General features: G+C 73.2%; 19 protein-coding genes and 1 riboswitch. Of the genes, 9 read left to right on the plus strand and 10 right to left on the minus strand.

The window, feature by feature from the left end; translation table 11 throughout:
• Positions 1-48 precede the first annotated feature (48 nt).
• From ACFWNV_RS34010 to ACFWNV_RS34025, 4 genes are all read left to right on the plus strand, one after another.
• Complete coding sequence (locus ACFWNV_RS34010; protein ID WP_383954550.1) at positions 49-792, plus strand: ABC transporter ATP-binding protein; 744 nt, start codon at positions 49-51, stop codon at positions 790-792.
• Positions 789-1580 (plus strand): ABC transporter ATP-binding protein, encoded by a 792-nt coding sequence (locus ACFWNV_RS34015; RefSeq protein ID WP_383954552.1) that lies wholly within the window; start codon positions 789-791, stop codon positions 1578-1580. Before ACFWNV_RS34010 ends, ACFWNV_RS34015 begins: the two co-directional genes overlap by 4 nt.
• A gap of 162 nt (positions 1581-1742) precedes the next feature.
• On the plus strand, positions 1743-2591 hold the full coding sequence (locus ACFWNV_RS34020) for an aldo/keto reductase (RefSeq protein WP_383954554.1): 849 nt from the start codon (positions 1743-1745) through the stop codon (positions 2589-2591).
• A gap of 7 nt (positions 2592-2598) precedes the next feature.
• On the plus strand, positions 2599-3039 hold the full coding sequence (locus ACFWNV_RS34025) for an RICIN domain-containing protein (RefSeq protein WP_383954556.1): 441 nt from the start codon (positions 2599-2601) through the stop codon (positions 3037-3039).
• A gap of 57 nt (positions 3040-3096) precedes the next feature.
• On the opposite strand, the gene ACFWNV_RS34030 is transcribed toward ACFWNV_RS34025, so the two are convergent.
• Together ACFWNV_RS34030 and ACFWNV_RS34035 are read right to left on the minus strand one after the other, a co-directional pair.
• Entirely contained in the window at positions 3097-3858 is a 762-nt protein-coding gene (locus ACFWNV_RS34030; protein ID WP_383954558.1) for a class I SAM-dependent methyltransferase, read from the minus strand.
• Between the two features lie 20 nt (positions 3859-3878).
• On the minus strand, positions 3879-4184 hold the full coding sequence (locus tag ACFWNV_RS34035; RefSeq protein ID WP_383954560.1) for a 4a-hydroxytetrahydrobiopterin dehydratase: 306 nt from the start codon (positions 4182-4184) through the stop codon (positions 3879-3881).
• Between the two features lie 196 nt (positions 4185-4380).
• Here ACFWNV_RS34035 and ACFWNV_RS34040 point away from each other — a divergent pair, with 196 nt between their 5' ends.
• Positions 4381-5202: a helix-turn-helix domain-containing protein gene (locus ACFWNV_RS34040; RefSeq protein WP_383954562.1), complete on the plus strand. Its 822-nt coding sequence runs from the start codon at positions 4381-4383 to the stop codon at positions 5200-5202.
• On the opposite strand, the gene ACFWNV_RS34045 is transcribed toward ACFWNV_RS34040, so the two are convergent.
• The 3 genes from ACFWNV_RS34045 to ACFWNV_RS34055 all read right to left on the minus strand — a co-directional run bounded on the left by ACFWNV_RS34045 (position 5188) and on the right by ACFWNV_RS34055 (position 8404).
• Entirely contained in the window at positions 5188-5616 is a 429-nt protein-coding gene (locus tag ACFWNV_RS34045) for a hypothetical protein (protein ID WP_383954564.1), read from the minus strand. The genes ACFWNV_RS34040 and ACFWNV_RS34045 overlap by 15 nt on opposite strands.
• Positions 5617-5823: 207 nt before the next feature.
• A complete protein-coding gene (locus ACFWNV_RS34050; RefSeq protein WP_383954565.1) occupies positions 5824-7353 on the minus strand; it encodes a peptide MFS transporter in 1530 nt (509 codons plus the stop codon).
• Positions 7354-7516: 163 nt separating this feature from the next.
• Entirely contained in the window at positions 7517-8404 is an 888-nt protein-coding gene (locus ACFWNV_RS34055; RefSeq protein ID WP_383954567.1) for a bifunctional 5,10-methylenetetrahydrofolate dehydrogenase/5,10-methenyltetrahydrofolate cyclohydrolase, read from the minus strand.
• Between the two features lie 28 nt (positions 8405-8432).
• A riboswitch (ZMP/ZTP riboswitch) is annotated at positions 8433-8532 on the minus strand.
• Positions 8533-8632: 100 nt separating this feature from the next.
• Here ACFWNV_RS34055 and ACFWNV_RS34060 point away from each other — a divergent pair.
• Positions 8633-9394: a class I SAM-dependent methyltransferase gene (locus tag ACFWNV_RS34060; RefSeq protein ID WP_383954569.1), complete on the plus strand. Its 762-nt coding sequence runs from the start codon at positions 8633-8635 to the stop codon at positions 9392-9394.
• A gap of 213 nt (positions 9395-9607) precedes the next feature.
• Positions 9608-11179 (plus strand): RNA polymerase sigma factor, encoded by a 1572-nt coding sequence (locus tag ACFWNV_RS34065; protein WP_383954571.1) that lies wholly within the window; start codon positions 9608-9610, stop codon positions 11177-11179.
• Positions 11180-11183: 4 nt separating this feature from the next.
• Here the strand turns inward: ACFWNV_RS34065 and ACFWNV_RS34070 are convergent, their stop codons facing one another.
• The 5 genes from ACFWNV_RS34070 to ACFWNV_RS34090 form a co-directional block, all read right to left on the minus strand.
• Positions 11184-12998 carry a hypothetical protein gene (locus ACFWNV_RS34070; RefSeq protein WP_383954573.1) on the minus strand — a complete coding sequence of 605 codons (1815 nt, stop codon included), beginning with the start codon at positions 12996-12998 and terminating at the stop codon, positions 11184-11186.
• Entirely contained in the window at positions 12995-14056 is a 1062-nt protein-coding gene (locus ACFWNV_RS34075; RefSeq protein ID WP_383954575.1) for an ATP-binding protein, read from the minus strand. Before ACFWNV_RS34075 ends, ACFWNV_RS34070 begins: the two co-directional genes overlap by 4 nt.
• 127 nt (positions 14057-14183) lie before the next feature.
• The gene (locus ACFWNV_RS34080; protein WP_383954577.1) at positions 14184-14633 is read right to left on the minus strand and encodes an SRPBCC family protein; all 450 of its coding nucleotides are present in this window, start codon (positions 14631-14633) and stop codon (positions 14184-14186) included.
• A gap of 52 nt (positions 14634-14685) precedes the next feature.
• Positions 14686-16776 (minus strand): phage holin family protein, encoded by a 2091-nt coding sequence (locus ACFWNV_RS34085; protein ID WP_383954579.1) that lies wholly within the window; start codon positions 16774-16776, stop codon positions 14686-14688.
• A gap of 167 nt (positions 16777-16943) precedes the next feature.
• Positions 16944-17348 (minus strand): hypothetical protein, encoded by a 405-nt coding sequence (locus ACFWNV_RS34090; RefSeq protein ID WP_383954581.1) that lies wholly within the window; start codon positions 17346-17348, stop codon positions 16944-16946.
• Positions 17349-17505: 157 nt separating this feature from the next.
• Between ACFWNV_RS34090 and ACFWNV_RS34095 the strand changes: the two genes are divergently transcribed.
• Together ACFWNV_RS34095 and ACFWNV_RS34100 are read left to right on the plus strand one after the other, a co-directional pair.
• The gene (locus ACFWNV_RS34095) at positions 17506-18291 is read left to right on the plus strand and encodes an MBL fold metallo-hydrolase (RefSeq protein WP_383954583.1); all 786 of its coding nucleotides are present in this window, start codon (positions 17506-17508) and stop codon (positions 18289-18291) included.
• Positions 18292-18296: 5 nt separating this feature from the next.
• Positions 18297-18914, plus strand: coding sequence for a DedA family protein (locus ACFWNV_RS34100; RefSeq protein WP_383954585.1), 618 nt, complete (start codon positions 18297-18299; stop codon positions 18912-18914).
• The last annotated feature ends 187 nt before the right edge of the window (positions 18915-19101 follow it).

Here is a 19101-nt window from a genome sequence, read left to right on the forward strand (position 1 = left end):
CCCCCGGACCCCCGCTCCTCAAAAGCCGGAGGGGCTGGATCTAGGCCAGTGCGCGCAGCCGGGCTCACCCCGGCGCGACCGGCGGAGCCGTTCGCGGAGCCGCCCGCGCTGGAGTTGCGTGGTGTCACCGCCGGGTACGACGGGGGGCTCGTGCTGCACGGGGTCGACCTCGTCGTGCGGCGCGGGGAGATCCTTGCCGTGCTCGGGCCCAACGGGGCCGGGAAGAGCACCGCCTGCCGGGTGGCGGCCGGGGCGCTGCCCGTGGTCGGCGGGACCGTACACGTGGCCGGGCGGGACGCCACCCGTGACGGCGCCGTGGGCCGGTCCCGGGCCGGGGTGCTGCTCGCCCCCGAGGGGCGGGGGATCTTCCCCTCGCTCAGCATCGAGGAGAATCTGGCGCTGTACCTGAGGGAGGCGGACGAACGCGACACCGTCTACGACCGGTTCCCCCGGCTGCGCGAGCGCCGCACGGTCGCCGCCGGGTCGTTGTCCGGCGGGGAGCAGCAGATGCTGGCGCTCGCCCCGCTGTTGCAGCGGCCGCCGGGGGTGCTGATCGCGGACGAGCCCTCCCTCGGGCTCGCCCCGCGCGTGGTGGACGAGGTGTACGGGCTGCTCACGGAGCTCCGCGCCGCGGGTACCGCGCTGCTGCTGGTGGAGGAGAAGGCGGCCGAGATCCTCGGGATCGCCGACACCGTCGCCTACCTCGCGCAGGGCCGGGTCTCCTGGTGCGGCCCCCGCTCCGAGGTGGAGGCGGACCGGCTGACCGAGGCCTACCTGGGGATGGCGACATGAGCACGGGCGAAGCCCCGTACGCGGGGCCGTACGTACTGGAGGCCCGCGGCGTCAGTGTCCGGTTCGGCGGGGTCCGGGCGCTGACGGGCGTGGACCTCGGGATCCGGGCCGGCGAGGTGTGCGGGCTGATCGGGCCGAACGGGGCCGGGAAGACCACCCTGTTCGACGTGCTGTCCGGGATCCGCCGGCCCGACCAGGGCCGGATGCTGCTCGACGGGGTGGACGTCACGCGGCGCTCCCCCGTCTGGCGGGCCCGGCACGGGATGCGCCGGACCTTCCAGCGCCAGCAGTTGTTCGGGCAGCTCAGCGTGGCCGACAACGTCCTGGTCGCGCAGGAGTGGCGGGGCGGGGGCGGGGGCCTCGCCGCCGATCTGGTCGGCTCGCCCACCCGGCGCCGCCGCGAGCGGGAGCGCCGGGAGCGGGCCGCGCGGGTGCTGGCGGACTGCGGCATCGGCGCGCTCGGGGACTCGTACGCCGGGGGGCTGCCGGTGGGACGGGCCCGGATGGTCGAGCTGGCCCGCGCCGTGGCCGATCCGCCCCGGGTGCTGCTGCTGGACGAGCCCGCGTCGGGCATGTCCGCGCCCGAACGCGAGCAGCTGGCGGCGGTCGTGCGCCGGCTCGCCGCGGAGGAGGGCTGCGCGGTGCTGCTGGTCGAGCACAACGTGGCCTTCGTGATGGACCTCTGCACCCGGGTGGTCGTCCTGGACCTGGGCGCCGTCCTCGCCGAGGGCACGGCCGCCGAGGTACGGGCCGACGCGCTGGTCCGGGAGGCGTACCTGGGGGCGTAGCCGGGGACGTAGCGCCACGGGCCCGTTCCTGTTCCCGTTCCTGTTCCCGTTCCCGTCCTGTTTCCGCCGTATGAATTCACCCGTACGGCGGGAATAGGCCACGCAGGGGCCCGGTTGTCGCCGGTCGTACAGCACCAGCGACGACCAGAGGGAACGACCGACGTGAACCAGGTCCCCGGCATCAAGCTCAACAACGGCACGCTCATGCCCCAGCTCGGCTACGGCGTCTGGCAGGTTCCGGACGACGAGGCGGAGCAGGCCGTCCGGACCGCTCTGGAGGCGGGCTACCGCAGCATCGACACGGCCGCCATCTACGGCAACGAGGAGGGCACCGGCAAGGCCATCGCCTCCGCCGGGGTGCCGCGCGAGGAGCTCTTCGTCACCACGAAGCTGTGGAACGGGAAGTCCGAGACCTGGGGCCGGGACAACGTGCTGCGCGAGTTCGACGCCTCGCTCGCCAAGCTGGGCCTCGACGAGATCGACCTGTACCTGATCCACTGGCCGCGCCCGATGCGCGACGACTTCCTCGCCATCTGGAAGACCTTCGAGGAGATCGCGGCGAGCGGCCGCGCCAAGGCCGTCGGCGTGTCCAACTTCCGCCCCGCCGACCTGGAACGGCTCGGCGCCGAGAGCTCCCTGGTCCCGGCCGTGAACCAGATCGAGCTGCACCCGCTGCTCCCCCAGACCGAGCTGCGCGCCCTGCACGCGCGCCTGGGCATCGCCACAGAGGCCTGGTCCCCGCTCGGCCAGGGCAAGGACCTGCTCACCCTGCCCGCCGTGACCGCGATCGCCGCCAAGCACGGCCGCTCGGCCGCGCAGGTGGTCCTGCGCTGGCACCTCCAGCTGGGCAACGTGGTGATCCCGAAGTCCGTGACCCCGGCGCGGATCCGGGAGAACCTCGACGTCTTCGGCTTCGAGCTGGACGCCGGGGACGTGGCCGCGCTGGACGCGATCGGCGCGGATGGGGCGGGCCGCCGGATCGGGCCCGACCCGGCCGAGTTCGACTACTGAGCCGCCGGTGAGCGAGCCGGTGAGCGGGACGAGGGCGCCCGACGGCACGTACCGGATCCGCAATGCCGCGAGCGGGCTGCTGCTGCAGGTCGAGAGCGGCAACCGGGTCCGGGTCGGGCCGGACGGCGAGCCGGCCGCGGCCCGGCAGTGGGAGATCACGCCGGTGCACAGCGGCGGCGGGATCTTCCACCTGGTCAGCCTCCACAACGGCAAGCGGCTCGACGTCGCGAACGCCTCGACCGAGAGCGGCACCCGGGTCCAGGTGTGGAAGGCCAACGCCTTCGGCGCGCAGGAGTGGGTCGTCGAGGAGCCCCTCGCGGACCCCGGCGTGGTCTCGCTGATCGCCGCCATCAGCGGGCTGCCGCTGGAGGCGGACGCGGAGGGCCTGGCCCGGCAGTGCGAGGACACCGATGCCCCGGCGCAGTGGTGGCGCCTGGAGCCCGTCTGAGGGCGGCGGGGCGGGGCTGGAAGCGGGCCGTCGCCCCTCCTCCCCCCGCCCCGTCGGTCAGGCCCGTACGAAGGCGTGCAGCCGGTACGTCGGCTCCGCGCGCGGGGTGTCCGGTCCGGGCAGGAGTTCCAGCCGGTCCGCGAGTTCGCGCGGGGTGATCCCGCGCGGGTGGACCCGCGAGGCGTACCGTCCGGCGAGCAGTGCGGCGGCGGCCCCGTGCGGGGTGCGGCCCTGGCCGTGGCCGGTGAAGAGGGCTTCGCCGGCGGGGTGCAGGCCCACCGCGGCCGCGTGGCCGGTGACGGCCTCGGCGGAGTCGGCGGGGGTGGCGGTGAGGTGCTCGGCGAGCACCGCGTCGATATCGCTGCCCACGTCGTGGGCGGCGTCCTTGTCGACGGTGGTGACGAACGCCCCGCCGGGCCGCAGCACCCGACCGGCCTCGGCGATCACGGCGGCCACCAGGCCGGGCGAGCGCAGCAGGTGCAGCAGCCAGACCGCGGCGAGCGCGTCGAGCGAGCCCGTGCGGAACGGGAGCCGGGTCCCGGAGGCGAGGACCACCGGGATCCCCCGGGAGCGTGCCATGGCGGCCATCCCGGAGGAGGTGTCCGCGCCGAGGACGTGCAGCCCGGGGCGGCCGGCGGCGATGCGGGTGGTGACGATCCCCGTGCCGCAGCCGAGGTCGAGCAGGGTGCCGGTGTCCGGCGGGAGCAGGCCGAGGACCGCCGCGGCGGCGGCCTCGGCGCGCGGGACCCCGCCGCGCGTGGCGTCGTAGGCCTCGGCTTCGGCGTCGTAGTCGAGGAGCGGTCGCGGCGGCGTGGGCATCAGGTGTGTGCTTCCGGTGTTCAGGCGGCGCCGTGGGCGGGGGCCAGGGATTCGACGCGCTCGGCGAGGGCGAAGTCGGCGTCGGTGACGGAGTCGCCGGCGTCGTGGGTGTTCACGGAGAGGCGGACCGTGTTGTAGCCGAGGGTGAGGTCCGAGTGGTGGTTCAACTCCTGCTGCACGCTGGCGATATGGCTGACCAGCGCGCTCGCCGCGAAGTGGCTGCCCAGCCGGTAGGTGCGGATGATGCGGTCGTCCTCGAAGGCCCAGCCGGGGAGTTCCCGCAGCCGGTCCTCGATCTCCTTCTGCGAAAGCGGCTCTCTCGACATCCGCAGGCTCCTTCCCCGTACACGACGTACGCGACGTACGCGTCTGCCCGATTGACCTGACGTGGGGTCAAGGTTCCCACAGCTCGGGCCGGGGGGAAGGTTTCGCGCCGTGGTGCGTGCGGGTGCTTGCGCGCCTTCCACGACCATCGTGGTGGGCTGACGGACCGCGCTCCCCCGGTTGGGCTAACGTCACCGTATGACGACTGCTGCGCCCTTGACGGTGGGCGCCCTGCTGCGCACCTGGCGGGAGCGGCGCGGGCTCAGCCAGCTGGAGCTGGCGGGCCGCGCCGACTCCTCCTCCCGGCACATCAGCTTCGTGGAGACGGGCCGGTCCCGGCCGAGCGAGGAGATGGTGCTGCGGCTCGCCGACCGGCTGGAGGTCCCGGTCCGGGACCGCAACGCCCTTCTGCTGGCCGCCGGTTACGCACCCCGGTACGCCCACACCCCGCTGGGCGACCCCTCGATGGAGGTGCTGCGCGAGGGGCTGGAACGGCTGCTGACCGGCTACGAGCCGTATCCGGCACTGGTGGTGGACGCCACGTACGAGGTGGTGGCCGCCAACCGGGGCGTCATGATGCTGATGGAGGGGCTGCCGGAGCACCTGCTGGCCGGTCCCCTCAACGCGATGCGGCTGACCCTGCACCCGGAGGGCCTCGCCCCCCGGATCCGCAACCTGCGCGAGTGGCGCGGACACCTGCTGGCCCAGATGGAGCGGCAGATCGCCCTGGCCCGTTCGGCGCCGCTGCGGGCGCTGTACGAGGAGGTCTCGGCCTACCCGCTGCCCGCGACGGCGGGACCGGAACGGGAGCCCTCGCCGGACGGGGACGAGCCGGACGGGCCCGTCGCGTACCTCGCGCTCCCCCTGCGGATCGAGCACGACGGGCACCTGCTCTCCTTCGTGTCCTCGATCTCCACCTTCAACACCCCGATGGACGTGACGGTCGCCGAACTGGCCATCGAGACCCTCCTGCCGGCCGACCCGGCGACCGTGAAGTACCTGCGGTCACTGGCGCCCTGAGCCCGCACCCGCGCGCAGCGCGAGCTGCTGGAAGAGGGCGAACGAGGCGACGACGAGCGCCTGCGCCGCGATCCACACCGCACCGGCGGCGGTGGGCGCGAACCATACGACGAGGGAGACGAGACTGAGCGCGGCCCAGGCGCAGTTGCCCTCGATGACGATCTTGACGGGGAAGACCGGGGGCTCCCGCCGCGAGGCCAGCAGGCCGACGCCCGCCCCGTAGAGCAGCAGGAACACCCCGAGTCCCAGCAGCATCCCCTGCCCGACGCCGAGCAGCCGGCCGAGGGGCGCGGAGAAGGCGACGTAGGCGAGCCCGTTGCCGGTGCTGACGACGGAGTCGAGGGCGAGGAAGCGGCGCAGCGCGGTCCGGGGGACGGTGGTACGGGCTACGGCGGTGAGCAGGGTTGCGGACATGGCGGATCAGCCTCCGTCGGGGGTCGGTTGCGCGGGTGGAGTACGAACGACCCGGGCCCCGGAGCCGAGTGCGCGGCCCCGGAACCCGATGCCCCCACTGTGCCGCCGCATCCCCCACCGGGTCGATTACCTCCGGGGTCATGGCCGCCCTCACGGCCGAGGCGGGCCCGTCCGGGCCTGTCCCGGCCCGCCTCGGCCCGCCCCCTGTCAGGCCGCCGCTGCGACCGCTTCGCGGGCCGCGGCGGCTTCGCCCGTCAGGACCTTGAGGCGCTTGGTGAAGAAGACCATCACCGCGCCGGCCGCGATCACCATGGCGCCCTGCCACAGGAAGTTCCAGCTCTGGCCGATGACCGCGTCGAGCCGGGGCAGCTGGGCGCCGATCGCGTCGCCGGTGGCGGCGGCGAGGAACCAGACGCCCATCATCTGGTTGGTGAAGGCCCGCGGGGCGAGCTTCGTGGTGACCGAGAGGCCCACCGGGCTCAGGCACATCTCGCCCATCACCTGGATCACGTACACGCCCACCAGCCACATCAGCGAGACCTTGACCCCGCTGGAGGCGATGGCCGCGGCGCCCGACATGACCACGAAGGAGGCGCCGGTCAGCAGCAGGGCGAGGCCGAACTTGAACGGGGTGCTCATGTGCTTGCCCCGGCGCACCCAGAAGGCGGCGAAGACGGGGGCCAGGATGATCACGAACAGCGAGGGCAGCGCCTGGGTCCAGCTCGCCGGGATGTGCCAGCCGAGCAGGGACAGGTCGGTCTTCTGGGCGGCGAACAGGTTCAGCTCGTTGCCCATCTGGTCGTAGACCAGCCAGAACAGCGTGGCGGCCAGGAAGAGCCAGACGTAGGCCCGCAGCCGGGTCTTCTCGACCCGGTCGATCTTGGGGCTGCGGTACATCGAGAGCAGCACGCCCGCCGGGACCACCACGGCGACGATCGTGAGCAGGAAGGTGATGTTGTCGATGCTCAACGCGTGCGAGGCGGCCAGCAGGGCGATCAGTACGGCGGTGAAGACCAGGCCGTACGAGGAGGACTTGCGGATCTTGGTCCGCTCGGCGGCGGTGAGCCGGACCACGGGCTCGGGGCGCAGCTGCTCCGAGAGGCGACGGCCTCCGACCACGTACTGGACCAGGCCGAGGGCCATGCCGACGGCGGCGGCGCCGAAGCCGAGGTGCCAGTTGACCTCCTCGCCGAGGTAGCCGACGACGAGCGGGGCGATGACGGCGCCGAGGTTGATGCCCATGTAGAAGATCGAGTAGCCGGCGTCGCGCCGCTGGTCGTCGTCGGCGGCGTACAGCCGGCCGACCAGCGCGGAGATGTTCGGCTTGAGCAGGCCGGTGCCGATGACGATGAGGACCAGGCCGGGCCAGACGAAGACCGGGTTCGGGACGGCCATCAGGACGTGCCCGGCCATGATGACCACGCCGCCCCACAGGACGGCCCGCCGGGCGCCGAGGAACCGGTCGGCGATCCAGCCGCCGGGCAGCGCCAGCAGCGAGATCATGGCCATGTAGACGCCTTCCACGGCCTCCGCGGTGCCCTCGTGGAGCCCCATGCCGCCGTGGCCGCGGGAGGCGGCGAGGAAGTGCACGAGGATGGCGACCATGCCGTAGAGGCTGAAACGCTCCCACAGCTCGGCGAGGACGAGGGTGGCGAGCCCGCGCGGGTGGCGCTTCCCGCCCACCGCCACCGCCGCGTCCGGTGCTGCGTCCGACGCCGGGGGCTTCTGCATATCCATCGAAGGCTTCACATATTCATTGGAGCCCTGTCGCGCCGGAACGGGATCGGCCTTTCGGCCCGTTACCGCGGGAAACGGAACGCCCCGGACCGAAGGGCCCGGGGCGTTCGTCGTACGGGAGGGAGCGGGGTGCGGGTCAGAGGTCTCAGAGGTCCCAGAGGTCTCAGAGGTCCGCGAGGGCCAGACCGGCCTGCGCGGCGGCGGCCTGCACGGTCTGCTCCAGCAGCACCGCGATGGTCATCGGGCCGACGCCGCCCGGCACCGGGGTGATCAGCGAGGCGCGGGCGGCGGCCGACTCGAAGTGGACGTCGCCGACGTTGCCCTCGTTGTAGCCGGCGTCCAGGACCACGGCGCCCGGCTTGATGTCCTCGCCGCGGATGAACTCGGCCTTGCCGACGGCGGCGACCAGCACGTCCGCCTGCCGCACGATGGACGGCAGGTCCACGGTGCGCGAGTGGCAGTAGGTGACGGTGGCGTTCTGCTCCAGCAGCAGCATCCCGGCGGGCTTGCCCAGGATCGCGCTGCGGCCGACGACCACGGCGTGCTTGCCGGTCAGGTCCACGTCGTAGGCCTCCAGCAGCCGCATGATGCCGCCGGGGGTGCAGGAGACGAAGCCGGGCAGTCCGAAGCCCATGGCGGCGAAGGAGTGCATGGTGACCCCGTCGACGTCCTTGCCCGGGGCGATCGCCTCGAAGGCGGCGCGCTCGTCGATGTGGTGCGGGACCGGGTGCTGGAGCAGGATGCCGCTGATCTCCGGGTCCTCGGAGAGCGCCGTCAGGGTGGCGACGAGCTCCTCGGTGGTCGTCGCGGCCGGCAGCTCCACGTGGCGGGAGGTGATCCCGGCCTTGGCGCAGCGGTTCTGCTTCATGCGGACGTAGGTGACGGACGCGGGGTCCTCGCCGACCAGCACGGTGGCCAGACAGGGCGCGGTACCGGTGCGCTCGGTGATCTTCGCGGCGTACTCGGCGGTCTGCTCCGAGATGCGGCGGGCGAGGGCGGTGCCGTCCATCAGCTGGGCCGTACCGGTCGTGGCAGTGGTCTGGATGGTCATCGGGGCTCCTGAGCGTCGCTGCGGGATCGCGGTTCGCCCAGGCGCGCGGCAGTCGGCGTACGAATGCGGGAGTACGCCGGGCCGCTCCCCGGTGGTGATCCACCCGAACGCCAGTCACGGCCCGCCGCCCAGTGTAGGCGACCCTCCGCCGGGCCGGGCGGCGGCCCCGGCGGGCCCGCGCCCGGCAATCCGGTGGATGACCGGGCCCGGACCTGGGACGATCGAGACATGACGCGCACCTTCGACCATCTCGTCGCGGAAGCGGAATCCGTCTCCGTGGACGGCTGGGACTTCTCCTGGCTCGACGGCCGCGCCACCGAGCAGCGCCCCTCCTGGGGCTATCAGCGGCTCCTGGCGCGGCACCTGGCTCAGGTCGGCTCCGCCCTGGACATCCAGACCGGCGGCGGCGAGGTGCTCGCCGGAGCCGGGCCGCTGCCCCGGCTGACGGTGGCCACCGAGTCGTGGCCGCCGAACATCGATAGGGCGACAAGGCGCCTGCATCCGATCGGCGCGGTGGTGGTCGCGGACGCCGACGAGCCGCCGCTGCCGTTCGGCGACGGGGCCTTCGAGTTCGTCTCCAGCCGGCATCCGGTGACGGTCTGGTGGGAGGAGATCGCGCGGGTGCTGAAGCCCGGTGGCACGTACTTCTCCCAGCAGGTCGGCCCGGCGAGCGTTTTCGAGCTCGTGGAGTACTTCCTGGGCCCGCAGCCGGAAGAGGTCCGGCGGGGCCGGCACCCCGACGACGCGGTCGCCGGGGCCACGAAGGCGGGACTGGAGGTGGTCGATCTGCGCTCCGAGCGGCTGCGGACGGAGTTCCACGACATCGGAGCCGTGATCTACTTTCTGAGGAAGGTGATCTGGATGGTGCCCGGCTTCACGGTCGGACAGCATCGGGACCGGCTGCGCGAGCTGCACGAACAGATCGAGCGCGAAGGCCCGTTCGTCGCACACACCGCCCGTTTTCTCATCGAGGCCCGCAAAACGGGCTGACAAAAAGGGCGGACACGACCACCCGCGACCGGCCCCCCGGTCACAGCGTGGCGCAGGTCACTCAATTCAGCGCGTAACGAATCTACTCGGGCATGCGATGAACCGACAGGTGTCCTCGTGCGGCCCGGAATACAGACCCCCCTCGGGTCTGTTTCCCGAGTTCGCGCGATGATGTCCCGCCACCCCTTATCTGTTCGCAACGAGAGGCTCCTTGTGTCGCTCAGCCCGTCCCGTACGTTCCCCACGGAGATCGCCGAATCCGAGGCCCTGGTCGCGCTTGTCGAGCGTGGCCGCGAGCAGGGTCACATCAACGGTGATGACGTGCGCCAGGCCTTCGAGGCCGGCCGCATCCCGGTGGACCAGTGGAAGCGGGTCCTGCGCAGCCTGAACCAGGTCCTGGACGAGGAGGGCGTCGCGCTGCACGTCAGCGCCGCCCCCGCCACGAAGGCTCCCGCCAAGAAGGCGCGCAAGGCGGCCGCCGCCCCGGCGCGCGTCGCCAAGAAGGCCGCCGCACCGCCGCGCCTCATCGGTGCGCGCAAAACGGCGGCCCCCGCCACCGCCGCGGCGATATCCGACCCGTCGGCCTCCGGGACCGAGGAGGAGGTGGCGGCAGAGGCCGCCGCCGCGCCGAAGAAGCGTGCGGTCAAGAAGACCGCCGTGAAGAAGACCGCCGTGAAGAAGACGGCCGCCACCAAGAAGACCGCCAAGGACGGCGACGAGGCCGAGGCCGCCGTCTCCGAGGGCGAGGACTGGGCTGCCGAGGACCTCGACGAGGGCGACGAGAAGGAGACGCCCAAGACGGGCGGCAGCGCCGGCTTCGTCCTGTCCGACGACGACGAGGACGACGCCCCGGCCCAGACCGTCATGGTCGCCGGCGCCACCGCCGACCCCGTCAAGGACTACCTCAAGCTCATCGGCAAGGTGCCGCTGCTCAACGCCGAGCAGGAGGTGGAGCTCGCCAAGCGCATCGAGGCCGGTCTCTTCTCCGAGTACAAGCTCGAAGAGGAGGAGGACCACAAGCCCGCGTTCAAGCGCGAGCTGGAGATCCTCGTCGAGGACGGCCGCCGGGCCAAGAACCACCTGCTGGAGGCCAACCTCCGCCTCGTGGTCTCCCTCGCCAAGCGCTACACGGGCCGCGGCATGCTCTTCCTGGACCTGATCCAGGAGGGCAACGTCGGTCTGATCCGTGCCGTGGAGAAGTTCGACTACACCAAGGGCTTCAAGTTCTCCACGTACGCCACGTGGTGGATCCGGCAGGCGATCACGCGTGCCATGGCCGACCAGTCGCGCACCATCCGCATCCCCGTCCACATGGTCGAGATCATCAACAAGCTGGCCCGTGTCCAGCGCCAGATGCTCCAGGACCTCGGCCGGGAGCCCACTCCGGAGGAGCTGGGCAAGGAACTCGACATGACCCCCGAGAAGGTCATCGAGGTCCAGAAGTACGGCCGCGAGCCGATCTCCCTGCACACCCCGCTGGGTGAGGAGGGCGACAGCGAGTTCGGTGACCTCATCGAGGACTCCGAGGCGGTCGTACCGGCCGACGCGGTCTCCTTCACCTTCCTCCAGGAGCAGCTCCAGTCCATCCTGGGCACGCTCTCGGAGCGCGAGGCGGGCGTGGTCTCCATGCGCTACGGCCTCAACGACGGCCAGCCGAAGACCCTCGACGAGATCGGCCGCGTGTACGGGGTCACCCGTGAGCGCATCCGCCAGATCGAGTCGAAGACCATGTCGAAGCTCCGTCACCCGTCGCGCTCGCAGGTGCTGCGCGACTACCTCGACTAAACCGTCAGGTCAGTCGGAAGACCGGCCCCCGGGGCGTGAACGGCAGGGAGGCACCCTGCGGGATCAGGTAGGCGTGCTCGCGCCGGATCCGCAGGGTGTCGCACTGGCCGTCCGTGATCACGAGGACCGGGGCGCCGGGCGGGAAGTCCTCCGCCCGGTGCAGCAGGTCGATGCCCGGTTGCAGGACCGTGCCGCCGCGGCCCCGGACCCGGACCCGTCCGGCGATCTCGGTCGGTGGCAGATAGCCCGCGTCGTACGGCGCCGCGTCGCAGAACACGACGCGGGCGGCCGGTACGTCGCGGGCTTCCGCGTACGAGGCGATGGCGCCGAGCGCCTTGCCGAGCAGGGCGGCGTTCATCGACGCCGAGGTGTCGAGGACCACCCCGAAGGTGCAGCGGGCGGTCTCCTCCAGCGGGAAGTACCGGCCCGCGCGCGGGATGTCCGGGGTGGAGGCCTGGCGGCGGGCCGGTCGGGCGTAGGACCGTACGGCCACGGGCCGCGGCACGTACGCGTCGAACCAGCGGGCGAGCGCCGCGTCCCACGGCACCGGCGGGTGGGCCAGCGCCCGGATCTCCTGGATCAGCCCGGCGGGCAGCAGTCCGCGCTCCCCGTACCCGTGCAGGTCGAAGCCCTGGACCAGGCCGCGCCGGTAGAATTCGTCCAGGTCCGTGTACGGGCAGCTGGCCGGGTGCGGCAGCGGCTCGCCCAGGATGTCCCCCCGGCCCTTGCCGCGCAGGGTGGCGAGGCGGCGCATGCGGCGCAGGTCGGTGGTGATCCGGTCGTAGACCTCCTCGACGGAGAGGTCCCGCAGCTCCGCGTCGTACAGCAGCCCCTCGGGCATCTCGCCGACGTCCATCTCCACGAGCCAGCCGTTGACCACGTAGTCGGCGGCCACGTTGTGCAGGTACGGGTCGCGGGCGCCGCGGCGCTCCCCGTGGCGCAGGGCGGCGTGCAGCATCTCGTGGGCCAGGATGAACCGCCATTCCCCGTCGGTGAAGCTGCGCAGCGGGTTGACGTAGATCTCCCCGGCGCTCGCGCTGACGGCGGCGATGTCGATGTTCTGGGCCCGGGCCAGCTCGGCGTCGGCGACGATCTTCAGCCCGGCGGCGAGCCCCCCGAGCAGCGGGTACGAGGAGACGAACCAGTTCAGGGCCCGGTCCCACGGGCGGAGCCGTACGTGCTCCCCGGTGACCCGGTCGCGGCGGCCGCCGGCCACGTCCATGGCGGCCGAGACGCTGCGGGTCAGGGCGTGCGCGAAGGCGGTCTCCCAGTCGGGGACGGCGGTGTTCCACGCCCCCCAGGTCACCAGGATCTGGTCGGGGTGGTCCGCGGCGGTGCCGCAGTGCTCGTGGGCCGCGGGGATGCCGTCGCGGCGCCAGCGGGCCGCGAGCAGCTCCTCGTCGCCGCCGGGGTGCTCGGCGGGCAGGCGGTCCGGGGTCCAGCCGGGTGCGAAGCTCGCCAGGAACCGGTTGACGACGGCGCAGCGGGCGGCCAGGGAGAAGCGGTCGGGCTGGGAGCGCTGCTCCTCCTTGGCGGCGGGGACGTGCCCGAAGCCGAGGTGGAGCAGGGCGTGGGCGAGCGTCCAGGCCCATTCCCCGGGCGTGGCGCGCCGGGTGGGGTGGACGTGGACGGTGCCGTTGGAGTCGACGGCCGCCAGCCCTCCGGCGGGGGTGGCCGGGCACTTCGCCTGGCGGCAGATGGTGGCGGAGACGGCGGCGAGGGCCGGGTTCCGCTTGACCAGGGCGAGGCCCTCGGCGAAGGCCTGGTCGGCGGGGTCGGGCTTGGCGTTGCCGGTGTTCTTGCGGGTGGTGCGGCTCACCGGCGGGCCTCGACCAGGCGCGGCATGTCACGGGCCGCCTCGACGAGGAACCAGGCGGGCAGCACGGGCAGCCCGTCGGCGTCGTCGGCTATGACGGTCTGGGCGACCTCGACGGAGATCTCGGCGAGCTGCACCAGCAGGGACTTGGCCCGGTACGCGGTCTGCCGGACGGCGGGCGAGACGTGCTCGCGCCGTGCGGGCAGCTCCTTGACCAGCCGGCCCCGGAAGGCGTCGGCCAGGTAGTAGAGCAGGTCGCGGTCGGCGAGGCGGGTGGGCCAGTTCGCGTCGCCCTTCATGATCGCCTCGATGCCGAAGGAGTGGCGGACGATCTTCGCGTAGCCGCAGAAGGAGACGGCGTGCGCCGGGGTGAGGGTGCCGTGGGCGATCACCTTGAGGGTGGTCTCGTCCAGCTCGGGCCCGAAGGAGTGCAGGGCGTCCGAGAGCATGTGCCAGGAACGCGGCGTGGAGAACGGCTCCTCCGTCTTGGGCGGCTGCGACCACAGGTGGTCGGGCCGGTCCGTGAGGTAGTCGGTGACCCACGGGTGGATGCCGTGCTCACCGGCCCAGACCAGCCAGTCCCCGGCGGAGGCGTTCAGGTGGATGTGGGTGAGCCGGTTGACGAGCGCGGAGGCGATGGGGCGGGCCAGGGCGTTGTCGGTGGCCCGGTTGCCCGCGCCGATGACGATGGAGCCCTCGGGCAGCTCGTAGGAGCCGATCCGGCGGTCGAGGATCAGGGAGTAGAAGGCCTTCTGCACGTCCGGGCCGGCGGCGTTGAGCTCGTCCAGGAACAGGCAGTACGGCTCGTCCCGGGCGATCGTCTCCGGCGGGCAGAACACCGAACGCCCGTCACGGATCTGCGGTACGCCGATCAGGTCCTCGGGTGCGAGCTGGGTGCCGAGCAGGCTCACGCACTCCAGTCCCAGCGAGTCGGCGAACTTCCGCACGAGCGAGGACTTGCCGATGCCGGGCGCCCCCCAGAGGAACACGGGCCGCACGGTGGCGAGCCCGAGGAGCAGTTCGGGGAGCTGGGCGGGGGTGACGGTGACGGCAGCCTGCACGGGTGGGGATGTCCTTAGGGGTCCGGGTACGGGTACGCGATGCGCGGTACGCGGTGCGCGGTGCGCCCAGTGTGGGCGCACAACATGTCCCGGAGCACCCGGTTTTCCCCCGGGGTCTCCCCGGGCCTCAGGCCGCGGAGTGCTCCAGCAGGTGCTTGAGCTTCTCCTCGCTGCGGGGCATCTCCTTGCGGACCATGGGCTTGACCGCGAGCGGCACGAGCGCCCGGCCCAGGCCGTGGCCCTCGAAGTCGACGGCGATGGTGACGCGCGAGCGGGTTCCTCCGTCGAGGGGTTCGATGCGGCCCCGTACGTCGGGGCGGACCGGCCCCCGCACTCCGTGGAAGTGCCAGCTCCTCGGCGGGTCCATGGCCATGACCTCCAGGGTCGTGGGGATCGTGCGCCGGCCGATCCGGCGGCTGACCAGGACCTTCGAACCCACGTGGACGGGAAGGTCTCCCATCGGCACCGCGGTGACGGCGCTGTCCTGCCACTCCGGCAGGTGCGTGGGGTCCGTGACGTACGCGTAGACGTCCTCGGGACTGCGGTCTATGTCGATGCTCTTGCTGATCGCGGACATGGCGACCCCTCGGAGCCCCCCTGGTGGACTCTGTTCCCACCGTACGCCGGGTCTACGGGGCGGGCGCCGGGTCCGTGCCCGAGGAGACCGAGAGGTCCGGGGGGACGGGGATCTGGGGCCCGTCCGCCTCGGTGAGCCAGCGGCGCAGGACCTGGTGGACCGCCTCCGCGCCCACCAGCTCCCCGTCCGGCCGGTCCACCGGATCGGACAGCTCCACCGGCCACATCAGGAAGGGGTGGCCCTGTTCCCCGCCCAGGCCGCCGTGCGAGCCGATCTGCTCCTCGAAGGCGTGCACCGCGCCGGTCTCCGGGTCGTAGGCCGAGTTCACCATCACGTCCGCCACGTGCGGGAAGGTGTCGGTGCGCCGGACCGCCCGCGCAGCGCCCGGGCCGAAGGGGGCCAGCAGGGCCTCCACCGCGCCCGGCTCGTCCAGCCGGGCCTCGGCCCCGCCGGCCGCCAGGACGGTCCCGTCGACGAGCAGGAACCCGACGCCGGGATGGTTCGCCAGGGTGGAGAGCAGCGCCGGGTGGGCACGCTCGATCCGTTCCCTGGACGCCCGTCCGGACAGGTCGGGGAAGGAGATCAGCCCGAGGTTGCCCGAGGCCAGGACCACCGGGTCCGGGCCCGCTCCGGGACGCACCTCCTCGTCGGTCTCCTCCACGGGCCGGTGCAGGGCCGCCCGTACGGCGGCCCGCGCCTCGGCCCCGCTGTGCGTGCGGCCGGCCTTCCGGGACACCGGGAGCCCGCAGCCCGCGCGGACCAGATCCTTCAGGGTGAGCCCGTACCGGCCCAGGAAGGTCTCCCCCGGGCTCTGGCCGTGGTCCGAGAGCAGCACGATCCGGTACTCCCGCGGCGCGTGCTCGGCGACCCGGGCGAGGAGCGCCAGGCTGCGGTCGAGCCGGGCGAGCACCTGCTCGGTGTCCCGGGAGCGCGGGCCCGAGTGGTGGGCGACCTCGTCGTAGGCGACCAGGTCGGCGTAGACCGCGGCGCGGCCGGCCAGCATGTCGCCGATCACGGCGGCGACCACGACATCGCGCTCCACCACCGTCGCGAAGGCGCGGATCAGCGGGTACAGCCCGCCGCGCCCGACCCGTGGCCGCTCCCCGCGCAGGCGTCCGCGTACCGACTGGGTGATCTCGCGGGCCACCTCGGCGACGAAGGAGAGCGCCGTGCGGACCGCGTTGGCCGGGTCGGAGAAGTACGCGAAGTACCCGGCGCGGGACCGGTTCTGCGGGCCGCGCCGGGCGGAGACGGACAGGACGAGCGCCAGTTGGCCGGCGCCGCCGCTGAACAGGTTGCCGCGGCTGGCCCCGTCGAGGGTGAGCAGGCCTCCGTCCCCGGTGCGTTCGACGGCCCGCCGCTGGAGCTCGGCGGCGCTGGTGGGCCGGTTGCAGACCATCACCTCGCCGGTCTCCTTCTCGTACCAGCGGAAGGCCGGCACGTCGAAGTTGGAGCCGTGCAGGATGCCGAGCTGGCTCGCTCCGGTCTGGCTGGACCAGTCGGTGTGCCAGGAGCCGAGGCGGTGGCTGCGGTCGAGCCAGTCGGCCACCGTCGGCATCAGGCCGCTGCCGGCCGCGCGGCGCAGCACCTCGTACCCGACCCCGTCGAGCTGGAGGAACACCAGCGCGGGGGCCCGTTCGTCGGCCCCGGGCAGGCCCTCGCGGTGCTGGCGGCGCCGGCGGCGGTCGGCGAGCCGGTAGAGCCGGCGCCGGTAGGCCTCGTCGTCCCGTACGGCGAGGGCCGTGGAGGTGGCGGAGGCGACGGCGGACATGACGGCGGCGACCACCACCGCCGTCTCGGGGTCCGCCTCGCCGCGGCCGGCCGGGATCAGGCTGAGCGCCAGCAGCAGCAGCGAGCCGTTGAGGAAGAAGACGAGCAGGCCGAGCACCAGGGCCGGCACGAGCAGCAGGGCCCGTACGAGAACCGGCCACACCAGCGCGCTCAGCAGACCGAACGCACCGGCGCCGATGGCTGCCGTCAGGCCTATCTGCGTGATGCTGTCGCGGTCGCCGCCCGCGCCCGCCTGGAGCCTGAAGTCGGGGAGGATTCCGGCCAGGGCGAGCATCGTGAGGGTGGACACCGCCCAGACGATGACCACCCGCAGCAGGGCGCCGCCCGTACTCCGCCACCGGCCTCGCAACACGCCCGACCCGCCTCACCACCGTGGCCCGCACCGCGCCGACGAGCCCCCGTCCCCACGGTGTCCAGGCTCGCACAACGGCGCCCGCCCGGTCGGATGACACGGGCGGCGGATGTGCGTACGGAGGGGGCGGCCGCTAGGGCCTGGAGGCGGGCCTTTCCGCCCCCGGCCTACGTGCCGTCGTATCCGGCGGTCGGCATGGAGAGCCGGCGGTGCACCTCGGCCTTCATCGCGGAGGTGTAGCGGGGCTCTTCGAGACCGGCGGTTTCCAGCCGTACGCCGCGCCGCGCGCATTCGGCGGTGAACTCCCCCACGGAGCGCAGCGCGCGCGTCAGCACCCGGTGGTTGGCGGTGACGAACAGGTCGACGCGGCCGGCGTCGACGTCGTTCCACAGGCCGCAGTGGTCGGCGCGCAGCCCGTAGACGAACAGTTGGCGGGTCACGACGTAGCCCCGGTCGGCCGCCCAGCGGGCGCACATGGCGTGCTGGCTCCGGGTGTCGACGGCGAAGGGATCCGTGTCCAGATCCTCCAGCGGGGCCAGGCTGGCGATCGCGGCCACGCGCAGCTCATCCATGCCGCCCGACCCTACTCCGATCCGCCGCCGGGGAGGAGGGGGTCCGAAGGCCCGGTTCCGCGGTTCCGCCACCCCGGTTCCGAGCGGCTGCGGCGGGCAGCCTTTAGGCTCGGACGGGACCCGGTGGCAAGCGGGACGAGGAGGGGATCAGGGGCCGGTGGAGATCACTTGGTGGGGCCATGCCACGTGCACGGTCGAGGACTCCGGTGTCCGGCTGCTCACGGACCCGCTCTTCGCCCGCCGTCTGGCGCACCTGCGGCGCCGTCGCGGGGCGTTGCCCCCGCCGGAGGCGGCGGTCGCCGACGCGGTGCTCGTCTCGCACCTGCACGCCGACCACCTGCACCTGCCCTCGCTGGCGCGCCTCGCGCGCGGGACCCGGCTGCTGGTGCCGCGCGGGGCGCCGGGCGCGGTGCCGGGGCTGGCACGGATGGCCGGGGTGCGGGGCCTGGTGGTCACGGAGCTGGCGCCGGGCGACACGGTGACCGTCGGGGACGGCGTACGGGGCGGCGGCGTACGGGTCCGGGCGGTCAGCGCGCGGCACGACGGGCGGCGGCTGCCGTTCGGACCGCGGACGGCGCCCGCGCTCGGGTACGTGATCGAGGGCTCCTCGCGGACCTACTTCGCCGGGGACACCGGCCTGTTCGACTCGATGGCCGACGAGGTCGGACCGGTGGACGTGGCCCTGCTGCCGGTCGGCGGCTGGGGGCCCAACCTGGGCCCCGGGCACCTGGACGCGGCGGGTGCGGCGCGGGCCCTGGCCCTGCTGGCGCCGGCGGCCGCGGTACCGGTGCACTGGGGCACGTACTGGCCGATCGGGATGGACGCGGTGCGGCCGCACGAGTTCCACGCGCCGGGCGAGGAGTTCGTACGGTGTGCGCGCAGGGAGGCGCCGAAGGTGACGGTCCGGCTGCCCGCGCACGGTGAACGGGTACGGCTGCCGTGAGGGGGCTGTGGCAGTTCGCGGAGTCGGCCGCGCAGGTCCCGCCGGAGTCCACCCAGCAGGCGATCGGCTATCCGACCCTCTTCGTCCTGGTGGCACTGGGCGCGCTGGTGCCGGTGATTCCGACGGGCGCGCTGGTCAGCACGGCGGCGGTGGTGGCGTTCCACCAGGACTCCCTGCCCTTCGGACTGCTGCTGGTGTTCGGGGTGTCCTCGCTGGCCGCGTTCGCCGGTGACATGGCCCTGTACTGGCTGGGCCGGCGCGGAGTCCGCTCCCGGAACGGATCGCGCTGGCTGGAGGCCCTGCGGAGGCGGGCGACCCCGGAACGCCTCGCCCAGGCGCAGCGCAAGCTGGACGAGAACGGCGTCCTGGTCCTGGTCGTCTCCCGCCTCCTCCCGGGCGGCCGCATCCCCGTGATGCTGGCCTGCCTGCTCGCGGAGCTGCCCCTGCGCCGCTTCGCCCGCGGCGACGGCCCCGCCTGCCTGGCCTGGGCGGCGACCTACGGCCTGATCGGCATCGTCGGCGGCTCCCTCTTCGCGGAACCCTGGAAGGGCGTGGCCCTGGCAGTGGCCCTCACCCTCCTCATCAGCGCGGCCCCACCCCTGTGGCGCCGCCTACGCGGCTGACCTGGCCGGTCCCGGAACCCGATGCCCTGCGCGGCGCCACTGACCTGGCCGGTCCCGGAACCCGATGCCCTGCGCGGCGCCGTTCCCGGGGGCCAGCCCCCGGACCCCCGCTCCTCAAACGCCGGAGGGGCTGGGTTTCGGCTGCCGCCGGCCACATCCAGCCTCGCGCGGTTTTTTGGTGCGGGGG

The sequence above is a fragment of the Streptomyces sp. NPDC058401 genome (genome assembly GCF_042722885.1).
Lineage (GTDB): Bacteria > Actinomycetota > Actinomycetes > Streptomycetales > Streptomycetaceae > Streptomyces.

Coding starts and splice junctions, on each gene's coding strand:
- ACFWNV_RS34035 (WP_383954560.1), bottom strand. CDS start 4,184: ATGTCGAGAGAGCCGCTTTCGCAGAAGGAGATCGAGGACCGGCTGCGG.
- ACFWNV_RS34090 (WP_383954581.1), bottom strand. CDS start 17,348: ATGGATGAGCTGCGCGTGGCCGCGATCGCCAGCCTGGCCCCGCTGGAG.
- ACFWNV_RS34055 (WP_383954567.1), bottom strand. CDS start 8,404: ATGACCATCCAGACCACTGCCACGACCGGTACGGCCCAGCTGATGGAC.
- ACFWNV_RS34045 (WP_383954564.1), bottom strand. CDS start 5,616: ATGTCCGCAACCCTGCTCACCGCCGTAGCCCGTACCACCGTCCCCCGG.
- ACFWNV_RS34080 (WP_383954577.1), bottom strand. CDS start 14,633: ATGTCCGCGATCAGCAAGAGCATCGACATAGACCGCAGTCCCGAGGAC.
- ACFWNV_RS34050 (WP_383954565.1), bottom strand. CDS start 7,353: ATGGATATGCAGAAGCCCCCGGCGTCGGACGCAGCACCGGACGCGGCG.
- ACFWNV_RS34040 (WP_383954562.1), top strand. CDS start 4,381: ATGACGACTGCTGCGCCCTTGACGGTGGGCGCCCTGCTGCGCACCTGG.
- ACFWNV_RS34060 (WP_383954569.1), top strand. CDS start 8,633: ATGACGCGCACCTTCGACCATCTCGTCGCGGAAGCGGAATCCGTCTCC.
- ACFWNV_RS34030 (WP_383954558.1), bottom strand. CDS start 3,858: ATGCCCACGCCGCCGCGACCGCTCCTCGACTACGACGCCGAAGCCGAG.
- ACFWNV_RS34015 (WP_383954552.1), top strand. CDS start 789: ATGAGCACGGGCGAAGCCCCGTACGCGGGGCCGTACGTACTGGAGGCC.